Below are 10,333 nucleotides of genomic sequence, written 5' to 3' on the forward strand. Positions count from 1 at the left end.
TATGCCAAAGTAACCAGAGTTCCTCCAAGCGCCGGAATCGGTTTGGCATACCCAGGGGCCAGTCCTGGCGTGTTGACGAGACCTATCTGAAGATTCGTGGCAAATGGGTTAATCTGTACCGGGCGGTAGATCGGGCCGGCCAGACGGTGGACTTCATGCTCAGAGCAAAGCGAGACGTGGCTGCAGCTAAAGCCTTTTTCACCAGGGCCATCACCCTTCCGAACAAAGCCAACGGAAGCCGGACTTCGCGACGGCCCTTGCCACTAAGCTGAAGCTCTGCTGCCCGTAGTCAATGTCGAAAAGACGCAAATTCACGATATCTCCACCACCTAAGCGGAAGACCGCCAGGAGAAACAAATTGCGTGGCGCACATACCAGTATTTGTTCTGAGGTCGCAGGAGTTCTCCAGACTGCCTCGGACAGCATCACGAAACCGAACTGGTGGGTGCGCGTACCCTTATGCCCGGTTTTGCACTCAGTTAGTCGCTTCCACCCCTCCATCAGGCAATAAGAGAATGTCGTCCCACGACGGCTTCTCGGGTACCAGCGCACTCAAGAAGTCGACGAGCGCGCGAAGACGCGGCGACAGATGCTTGTTGGGCAGATAGACGACCGAGACAGCCGGGCCGACTGATACGAAATCACGGAGCACCATTCTCAGCTTGCCAGCGCGCACGGCTTCGGCTGCAACGAACGTCGCCATGTGCGCGATACCCGCGCCGGAGATCGTCGCATCAAGGAGTGATTCGGCATTGTTCACATTCATGCATCCGGAAATAGGCATCGCTATCCGTTTGCCGTCACGCTCGAAATTCCAGTCTCGATAGTGGCCCGCTTGAGGAATCAGGTAGCCCAGGCATCGATGCCGGTCTAAGTCCTCGGGGCTCTGGGGCGCACCATGCCTTTCCAGATATTCCGGCGACGCGCAGGTGACAAAACGCAGTGCGCACAGCTTGCGAGCAATCACGCGTGAATCGCGTAGTTCGCCGATATGCACGGCTGCATCCTTGCCCTCGGCGGAGATGTTGACCACGCGATCGCTCAGTTCCAAGTCGAGAATCAATTTCGGATAGCGTCTTGTAAATTCGCCGAGCGCTGGCGCGACGACGATACGCCCGAACCCGATCGGCATCTGCACCCTCAGTCGTCCGTGCGGTGTCGCCCGAGTGTGCGCCATCTCTGCCTCGGCGTCGGCGACATCCGTGAGGATTTGTCGGCAGCGGTCAAGAAATGCGAGGCCTTCCTCTGTGAGCGTGATCTTTCTGGTCGTACGGTGGAGCAGTCGCTGACCCAGTTCTTCTTCAAGCCGTGTCACCGCCTTGCTTACTGCCGACGCCGACAGACCAAGCCGTTCGCCCGCAGCCGTCAGATTCGCGCTCTCTCCAACGCAGACGAAGAGGGGTATCGCATTGAGATTGTTCATGTGGGTCGCTCGTGAATTGAATTCACACTTTAATGGAACTGCAGCTTCTTTTTCCAGAGCGTCTTTCGCCGTAACCTCCAGTCCTGTCAACAAAGACCGAAGCTCAACGTGTTCTACGCAATCACCGCCGGGGGAGTTCCGCGGTGTGTAGACGCTTGTGTTTTCGAGCCGGAGCGCCTTCTCGCCGCGGTGTGGCTGGACGCGCCCGACAAGTTATCCCTGCTGCACGTACGCATCATTGAGATCAAAACCCGCATGACCGAATACGAACTCTTCGCGATCCGCTATGCAAGCCGTGCCGGTACACGCGCCGGCAATTTCATCGGTGGTGATCCCCACGATGGCCCAATGCCGATGGACTACTTCATCTGGCTCGCGAAAAGCCCGACGCGCACCTTCGTGATCGATCTGGGCTTTACCGCGGAAGTCGCCGAAAAACGGGGGCGCGACTATCTGCGCTGTCCCACCGAGGGCCTGGCGCAACTCGGTGTCGATGCAGCACAGGTCGAGGACATCATCGTCACTCACCTGCATTACGACCATGTCGGCACCTTCGCGCGGTTTCCTCGCGCTCGCTTCCATCTTCAGGATGCGGAAATGGACTACGCAACGGGGCGCTACATGAGGCATAAGCGCTTCAACCACGGTTACGAAGTGGATGACGTGGCAGGCATGGTGCGGCTCGTCTACAAGGATCGCGTCAGCTTCCACGCAGGCGACGCCGAACTGGCGCCAGGCCTGAGCGTGCACCACATTGGCGGACACACAGCGGGACTGCAATGCGTTCGGGTGTTCACCCGGCGCGGCTGGGTCGTCATTGCCTCCGACGCGAGCCACTACTACGAACACTTCGAAACTGACCGCTCGTTTCCCACCGTGTTTCACGTTGGCCAGACGCTCGAAGGCTACGACACGCTGCAACGACTGGCCGACTCCCCACGCCATATCGTGCCGGGACACGATCCGCTCGTCATGAAACGCTATCCGCCGGCATCGCCTGAACTTGAGGGCATTGCTGTACGGCTCGATGTCGAGCCGATCCCCTACTGACATCGAATTTTCAAGAAGGTCTTTCGTGAGTACCGAACACGCTTCCCTGCTGCCCAACGCCAGCCGTGACCTGGCCACCTTCTCTTCCCAAATCGAATACGACGATCTGCCGGCCGTCGTCGTCGAACGCATCAAGCTCAGCGTGCTCGACAGCCTCGGTTGCGTACTGTTTGGGAATTCGCTGCCATGGACCGAGCGCGTGCTGGACATGGTGCGCTTCGAAGGTGGCATGGCCGTGGCTTCCGTCTTCGGCACCGACGTGCGCACATCGATCTCGCAGGCCGTGCTCGTGAACAGCACGGGTGGCCATGCATTCGAGCTCGACGACATCCACAAGGAGTCGATCGTGCACGCCGGCTCCATCGCGGTGCCGGTTGCTCTGGCCTTTTCCGAGGGGCGGCGCCCAATGGACGGACGTGAGCTGATCGCGTCGATCGTTGCCGGCTACGAGATCGGCACTCGTGTAGGCAACGCCGCGACAATGAGTCTCTTCTATCGGGGCTTTCATCCGCAGGGCACCTCGGGCGTATTCGTGGCCGCAGCGTCGGCCGCGCGCTCGCTACGGCTCGACGCCGGCAAGACGCAGCACGCACTCGGCATCGTTGGCTCGCAGGCCGGCGGCCTGATGGCCGCGCAGGAAGGAGCGATGGTCAAGCGGCTTCATTCGGGCCGTGCTGCGCAAAGCGGCGTTTATTCGGCGCTGCTCGCCGAGCGTGGCTTCACCGGCATCAGCGACGTGCTCGAAGCGGGTTACGGCGGCTATCTGAGCACCTATTCGGGCGAACCGAACGCAGCGCGCCTCACCGACGGGCTCGGCAGCGACTGGGAAACCGCAAAGGTGGGCTACAAGCCGCACGCAAGCGTGACGAGCATTCATACCGCCCTCGACGGCCTCGCGTGGCTGATGCGCGAAAACGCGCTGACCGCCGACGACATCGAATCAGTCGACGTTGGGCTCAGCAAGATGACCTACGTGCATTGCGCATGGGAATACAAGGCCCAGGGCGTCACCGCTGCACAGATGAACCTGTTCTATGGTCTCGCCGTCATCGCCGTGGACGGTGTCGCCTTCGTGGATCAATACCGCACCGACCGCTTGCATGATCCGCGGCTGCTCGACTTCATCTCACGCACCAACGCGCACGTAGATGTCGATATTGAGGCAATGGGTCCTGCTTACCGTCACGCGGCTCGCATCACCGTGCGCACCCGGGACGGCCGCACGCTGCATCACGAAATACTGCACCGGCGCGGTAGTCCGGAAAACCCGCTCGGGCGCGAAGACATCGAATACAAGTTCCGGCAGGTAACGGCTTCCGTGCTGTCCCGACGCCATATCGAGCGCCTCGTCGAACTGGTCGCGCAGCTTGAAAAGCTCGACGACGTACGTGAACTGCTCGGCATCCTCGGTACCGCTCGGCCCTGAAGCCCACACGCGGGATCCCACTCCTTTTACTTTCGCCCATTCCATATCCAATGACACAGACCTCTGCCGAACGCGTCGCTCAGTACTTTCACGACCTCACCTATGCAGCCGTACCCGCTGCCTCGCGCAGTGCCGTGAAGCGTCTTCTGCTCGACTATCTGGGCGTCGCGCTCGCCGGCAGCCGAAGTGCGTCCGGCCGCATCGCCCGCGAGTTCGCCAACACCCAGGGCGGCGTGCCGCAGTCGACGCTGATCGGCGGCGGCCCGGCCGTGCCCGCCGTCCTGGCGAGCTTCGCCAACGCGATCTCTTCCCATAGCATCGAGCTCGACGACATCGACGTGCTCGCTCTCTTTCACTTCAGCCCGCCGGTGTTCTCGGCTGCGCTCGCTGTCGGCGAAGCGGTCGGCGCGAGCGGCGAGCAACTGGTGAGCGCGCTTGCCGCCGGCTGCGAGATGATGGAGCGCGTCAGCCGTGCGGCCAACCCGTCGCTGCGCAACCGCGGTTTTCATACGACGCCGGCCACCGGCGTGTTCGGCGCGACGATCGCCGCCGCCTGCCTGATGAAGCTCCAGCCGGAACAGATCGTTTCTGCGCTCGGACTTGCCGGCGCGCAGGCATCGGGCCTGATGGAGATGTACGGCCCGTCCATGCAAAAGCGCTTCAACCCAGGACCGGCCGCTCGCAATGGCGTGACCGCGGCGACAATGGCCTCGCTCGGCTTCACGGGCGCTGCGACCATTTTCGACGGTGAGCGCGGCTTTTTGCGCGCGTTCACAGACCAGCACGATATCGCCGCGCTCGTCGAAGGCCTGGGCGAACCCTATGAACTGCTGATCGAGTTCAAGCCCTACTCCTGCGCCCGGCCGATTCATAACGCGATCGACTGCGCGCTCGCCATTCGTAAGCAGCACAAGCCGGATCTGCTCGCCATCGAACGTATCGTGATGGAACGCCATCCGGATTGGGCTCACTACCACCAGAACAAGACACCCGCGACTTATCACGAAGCTCAGGTAAGCCTGCCGTATTCGGTTGCTGTCGCACTCGAAGAAGGCGCGGCGCTGTTCGACCAGTACCGCGACGACAAACTGAAGCAGCCCGGTCTCCTGCACGCCTCTGATGTTATGGAGTTCCGCGTCGACGCATCGTTGCCGCGTGGTGTGTCTTGCCGTATGACGATGGAAATGAAGGACGGCTCGCATTACACGGCACAGGTCGACGACCCCAAGGGCTCGATCGGCAATCCGATGAACGATGAGGAGCTGCGGTTCAAATTCGACAGCCTCGCCACCCCGGTGATTGGCGGGTCCAAAGCCAGCAGGCTTGCAGAGACTGTCGGGACAATCGAGTCCTCGGAAGTGACCATGTTGATGGCATTGACCACGCCGGAATAAAAAGCACTCTGGAGACCAGACACGCGCCGATGCCATGCCGGCATCGGCACGATCAAAGGTGTGTTCAGAGCAGCAGGACGTAAATGAGATGGAAATTCAATGAACAAGACGACGAGGAAGATGCTTCGCGATCGGGTCGAGCTGCGCAACGGGCTGGTCGTAGCAGGTGCTTTCAACGCCATGAGCGCAAGAGTCGTTGCGGATCAGGGCTTCGAAGCGGTCTATCTGACGGGTGCGGGCCTGACCAATATGCACTACGGCGCGCCCGATCTGGGCATCATCGGTCTGCGCGACGTCGCCGACTGCACGGCCCGCATGCGCGACGTTCTCGATATTCCCCTGATCGTCGATGCGGACACGGGCTTCGGCAATGCCGTCAATGTCTGGCAGACGGTCAGAACGCTTGAGCACGCAGGCGCCGACGCGATCCAGCTCGAAGATCAGGTTTTTCCCAAGCGATGCGGGCATTTCGCGGGCAAGGAGGTCGCCCCGCTCGATGAAATGTTGTCAAAGATCAAGGCGGCAGTCGACGCACGACGCGACGACAATTTTCTCATCATTGCCCGTACCGATTCCCGCGCGGTGCTGGGTTTCGAGCAGGCAATCGAGCGAGCGCACCGATTCGGCGAGGCTGGCGCGGATATTCTGTTTGTCGAGGCAACTGAGAACATCGAGGAGATCCGGCAGGTTCCGAAGCTCCTCGACAAGCCCCAGTTGATCAACATCGTGATCGGCGGGCGCACCCCTGCCCTCGATGCCGCGGAGCTCGGCGGGCTCGGCTACGGGATGATCCTTTACGCGAATGCCGCGTTGCAAGGCGCCGTCCTCGGCATGCAGAAGGCGCTCGGCGCGCTCAGACGCGAAGGCCGTCTCGACGAAAATCCGGAATTGGTAGCGCCATTTCTCGAACGGCAGCGTCTTGTGAACAAGCCTCTCTACGACGAGCTGGAGAAGCGCTACGCGGTCTGAATGCGTGGCAGAACGCACTGCCCATCGTGCGCCCCACCACTCCCATCCTCCCGGGCACCGTTGCATCTCACCCGATGCACGTTGGGCACGAGCGGCAGCGAGAACGAAAGTGGCAGCGGTCAGGGTGTATGTGCGGTGTGGCAAGACCAATAGCATATTGCCGCGAAGACGGCACGAACGCCCTGCTATGTGAAGTAGCCGATCGCGCTCAATGTCGCCTTCGAGTTGGGTAACGACAGTCCATAACAAATCCAGGAACTGCCGACGAGACAAGTCGTACCGTCGGCGCAGGGAGGAAGACAAGTGAAGCCAGGACGGACCATTATCTACATGCTGCTGCTCAGCGGCTGTTCAATCAACTATATCGATCGTGTTGTACTTTCCGTATCGGCCAGACCGATCGCGCAGGAGTTCCATCTTTCGACCGTACAGCTCGGTTACCTGTTTTCAGCGTTCCTCTGCACGTATCTGGTTTTCGTCTTGCCATGGGGCGTCTTCGTTGACCGAATTGGCACAAAACGATCAACGGCTATAGGCATGGCTATCTGGTCGCTTGCCACAGTGCTCACTGCTGTCTCCGGCGGCTTTTTCACAGCCTTTCTGTCCCGTCTACTAATGGGCTTCGGCGAGTCTTCCACCTATCCAGCAGGGGCCCGCACGATACGGGAATGGATACCTGCCCAGGAGCGTGGCTTTGCCACTGCCGTTTTCAATTGCGGAGGATATCTGGGGCCTGCCGTCGGTTCCATCCTGATCGGTTACCTCGTTCAGGCGCTTGGCTGGCGCGGAGGTTTCTGGGTATGCGCGGGTATTGGTTTTACCTGGTCAGTCGTATGGTGGAACGTCTATCGTTTGCCCGAGCAGGCGTCGTTTATCGACGCTCAGGAACGAGACCATATTATCGCCAACCGAGGCGGATCAGTGACGACCGGAGGCGGAGCACCTCTTTTCATACTGCTTCGCTCCCGCACGCTGTGGGGATTGTTTATTGTCCACGGGTGCGCCACCTACATGGTGTACCTGTTTCTTAGCTGGCTACCAAGCTATCTACAGGCAACGCGTGACCTGACGATTTTGAAGACCGGCTTCTACACAGCCGTGCCTTACGCAGTCGCGGTACCGGGAACCATGCTTGTCGGCTGGCTGAGCGACCGGATGTTGCGCAATGCCCCGGTGAACTCAGGACGGCGACGGAACATGGTTGCGCTCATGTTGCTGTGTTCGTCATGCATTCTTATCACGCCATGGGTGTCAAACATCGCGGTCATCCTTGCATTGTTTTCATTCGCCTTGACAAGTGTAGGCAGCAGCGTCGGTCTTAACATCGCATTACTGAACGATTCGTTGCCGGATTCGGCCAATGTTGGACGAGCGGCCGCCTTTCTGGTCACGGGCGCCAACTTGTTCGGGATTGTCGCGCCCATTGTGACCGGATACGTCGTGTCGGGCACAGGCAGCTACGACGCAGCGTTCGTGATAGCCGGCGTGCTCCTTGTTGTCGGCGCGATCGTGAGTCTGACGATGACCCGCAAACCTATTCTGTGCTCCGACAATTCGGATCCACCCGCCGTCCCGGCAACCGAAGCAAGCGTTCGCGCATCGGATGCCCCCCGTGAGGCCCTCAAACGCGGTTAATCGCCTGACGCATCCAGGGATGCTCATCTCTGTTTACAAACTATCAACGCCGAAATTTACAGAAATCGTTCAACACAATTAATTTCGTTATACGAAATAACACATGGAGACAGGATCATGAAAAAGAGGCTCATCCTATTGACGTCATTGGGTCTGACGAGCGTCGCACACGCGCAAAGCAGCGTGACGCTGTTCGGTATCGTTGATGAAGCGGTCGAAGCGGTATCCAACGTCAAAACGTCGCCAGGCCATGGGCGCCCGGTCTATCAGATGAACGGATCGTCCGGTCTTAACGGCACACGTTGGGGTCTACGGGGGCAGGAAGACCTGGGCGGCGGGCTGAAGGCGGTCTTTCTGCTCGAGAACGGCTTCGACCCGGGTACGGGCAAACTGAATCAGGGGAATGACGAATTCGGCCGGGAAGCATTCGTCGGCCTGACCGGGGACCAGTGGGGCGCCCTGACGGTCGGCCGCCAATATGACAGTGTCGTCGATTTCCTCGGGCCGTTGGGGTCGGGAGAACAGTGGAGCGGCAATCGAGGGTCGCATCCCGGCGACATCGATAACTTCAACGATTCGTATCGGGCCAATAATTCAGTGAAATTCAGAAGTCTGAGTTATGACGGCGTGACGTTCGAGGCGCTGTATAGCTTTGGCGGAGTGGCCGGCTCCGCAGCTCTGAACCAGATATATTCATTCGGCCTGGGTTACCGGAACGGGCCCCTCTCCCTCGGCGCTGCATATCTGAATGTCCGCGACCCGAACATCTCATTCTTCGGCAACAATGCCTCGAGTGGCGGCATCGGCACGAACAACGTCGGCGCAACCAATCCGGTCTATGGCGGGTATGCATCCGCCAATACGTACCAAGTGGCAGGCGTCGGCGGTGCCTACGCGTTTGGTGCGGCCACTGTGGGACTGACATACACCAACATCCAATTCCGTGGTCTGGGAAACACGGCCAGCGCTGGCCCCAATCCGAATGGATTCACTGGCAACGCGATATTCAATAACGCCGAAGTCAACTTCAAGTACCAGTTCACGCCGTCGCTGCTGGCTGGCGTCGCCTACGATTACATGCACAACGGAGGAGCATCGTCGACCAAAACCGGCGTGAATGGCAGCGGTGGGCGGTACAACCAGTTTTCGCTGGGCGTCGATTACTTCCTATCCAGGCGCACGGATCTTTATGCAGTTGGGGTGTACCAGATTGCGAGCGGATATGATTCAACGGGCCAGGCCACGACAGCAGAACTGGGTAGCGGACTGAGCGGCTCCGGCACCGGACGGCAGGCGCTCTTACGCCTGGGGATCCGGCATCGGTTCTGACTTCCCGACAATAACGACCGGTTCATGCTGACGCACTGCGTCGCAATGGTAAGACTTGACCGGGGCGGTCAGCGGACCGGGTACCAATGTTTCGCGATTTCTCGAACGCCACGATTGCAGCGCCTGCCGGAACGCCCCGAGACCGTTCACGCAGTCAAAGAACGTCGGCTTGCCAGCATCGTGGCTGCGGCTCGCAACCTAACACAAGCGGAATATACCTTTGAACACGGCAACCATTCTCTTCCATCGATGAGCGTACTCGTTTTATTGCGCCATGGTCAGTCTGTCTGGAACCAGCAAGACCGTTTTACTGGTTGGGTCGACGTGCCCTTGACGGAAGTTGGTGAACGCGAAGCCGGTGCAGCGGGCGCAGCATTGTTGCGAGCAGGGCTATCGTTCGATGTCGGATATACCTCGGCTCTTGAGCGCGCCGCGTCCTCGCTCTGGCAAGTGCAGCTTGCGATGAACCAGCCCGATCTGCCAATTGTGCGCACGTGGCGGCTGAACGACCGGCATTACGGTGCACTGACCGGGCAGAAGAAAACCGACGTCAGGTTGCGATACGGCGAGGATCAGTTCAAGCGATGGCGTCGGGGCTTTCTAGAGGCACCTCCTCCTCTCAATTCCGATCGGCAACGTGAGCTGTTTGGTGGAAGACAGCAGATCGGTATGCCCGAGACAGATCGGATTCCTTTGACCGAAAGTCTGCAAAACACCTGGGAACGCATTGTCCCATTCTGGACGGATGCGCTGGCGCCAGCCCTCCGCGCAAACCAACGCGTGATCGTCGTTGCACACGGCAACTCCTTGCGCGCATTAATCAAGCATCTTGACGGAATTGACAGTAACGGAATTGCAGCGGTTACCGTCACCCATGGGCAACCAATCGTGTATAAGTTTGATGGAGATCTGCGCCCGAAGGAAAAAACGTTCCTAAATCTATCAGTGGGTGCTGCAAACGTTTGATGCCTATCCGGGCTTGGTGGCAACCCCATGTTAGCTGAGGTACCCCGCATAGAAAGTCTCCGCGACCCCGACAAATGTCTGACCACGCGAAGCGATGAACACTAGCCCCGTTTCGCCGAACTGGGGGCGGAAACGAGGGCT

At 59.5% G+C, this 10,333-nt stretch carries 8 protein-coding genes and 1 pseudogene; 8 read left to right on the forward strand and 1 reads right to left on the reverse strand.

The window, feature by feature from the left end; genetic code table 11:
- A pseudogene (locus HB376_RS40095) lies at window positions 1-212 on the forward strand (DDE-type integrase/transposase/recombinase); the annotation flags it as partial.
- A 263-nt stretch (window positions 213-475) separates the two neighbouring features.
- On the opposite strand, the gene HB376_RS40100 reads toward HB376_RS40095, so the two are convergent.
- Window positions 476-1,516, reverse strand: coding sequence for a LysR family transcriptional regulator (locus HB376_RS40100; RefSeq protein ID WP_213769227.1), 1,041 nt, complete (start codon window positions 1,514-1,516; stop codon window positions 476-478).
- 15 nt (window positions 1,517-1,531) lie between these two features.
- On the opposite strand from HB376_RS40100, the gene HB376_RS40105 reads away from it, so the two are divergent.
- From HB376_RS40105 to HB376_RS40135, 7 genes are all read left to right on the forward strand, one after another.
- Window positions 1,532-2,473, forward strand: coding sequence for an N-acyl homoserine lactonase family protein (locus HB376_RS40105; protein ID WP_346730677.1), 942 nt, complete (start codon window positions 1,532-1,534; stop codon window positions 2,471-2,473).
- A gap of 25 nt (window positions 2,474-2,498) precedes the next feature.
- Window positions 2,499-3,899 carry an MmgE/PrpD family protein gene (locus tag HB376_RS40110; protein ID WP_213769228.1) on the forward strand — a complete coding sequence of 467 codons (1,401 nt, stop codon included), beginning with the start codon at window positions 2,499-2,501 and terminating at the stop codon, window positions 3,897-3,899.
- A 50-nt stretch (window positions 3,900-3,949) separates the two neighbouring features.
- Window positions 3,950-5,293, forward strand: coding sequence for an MmgE/PrpD family protein (locus tag HB376_RS40115; RefSeq protein ID WP_213769229.1), 1,344 nt, complete (start codon window positions 3,950-3,952; stop codon window positions 5,291-5,293).
- A 99-nt stretch (window positions 5,294-5,392) separates the two neighbouring features.
- Window positions 5,393-6,262 (forward strand): oxaloacetate decarboxylase, encoded by an 870-nt coding sequence (locus tag HB376_RS40120; protein ID WP_213769230.1) that lies wholly within the window; start codon window positions 5,393-5,395, stop codon window positions 6,260-6,262.
- 330 nt (window positions 6,263-6,592) lie between these two features.
- Window positions 6,593-7,897, forward strand: coding sequence for an MFS transporter (locus HB376_RS40125; protein WP_213769231.1), 1,305 nt, complete (start codon window positions 6,593-6,595; stop codon window positions 7,895-7,897).
- A 117-nt stretch (window positions 7,898-8,014) separates the two neighbouring features.
- Window positions 8,015-9,226, forward strand: coding sequence for a porin (locus tag HB376_RS40130; protein ID WP_213769232.1), 1,212 nt, complete (start codon window positions 8,015-8,017; stop codon window positions 9,224-9,226).
- Window positions 9,227-9,340: 114 nt separating this feature from the next.
- Entirely contained in the window at window positions 9,341-10,192 is an 852-nt protein-coding gene (locus HB376_RS40135; protein ID WP_213769233.1) for a 2,3-bisphosphoglycerate-dependent phosphoglycerate mutase, read from the forward strand.
- Window positions 10,193-10,333: the final 141 nt, after the last annotated feature.

The organism is Caballeronia sp. dw_19 (genome assembly GCF_018449515.1).
Classification (GTDB): Bacteria; Pseudomonadota; Gammaproteobacteria; order Burkholderiales; family Burkholderiaceae; genus Caballeronia.

Coding starts and splice junctions, on each gene's coding strand:
- HB376_RS40115 (WP_213769229.1), top strand. CDS start 3,950: ATGACACAGACCTCTGCCGAACGCGTCGCTCAGTACTTTCACGACCTC.
- HB376_RS40120 (WP_213769230.1), top strand. CDS start 5,393: ATGAACAAGACGACGAGGAAGATGCTTCGCGATCGGGTCGAGCTGCGC.
- HB376_RS40125 (WP_213769231.1), top strand. CDS start 6,593: ATGCTGCTGCTCAGCGGCTGTTCAATCAACTATATCGATCGTGTTGTA.
- HB376_RS40130 (WP_213769232.1), top strand. CDS start 8,015: ATGAAAAAGAGGCTCATCCTATTGACGTCATTGGGTCTGACGAGCGTC.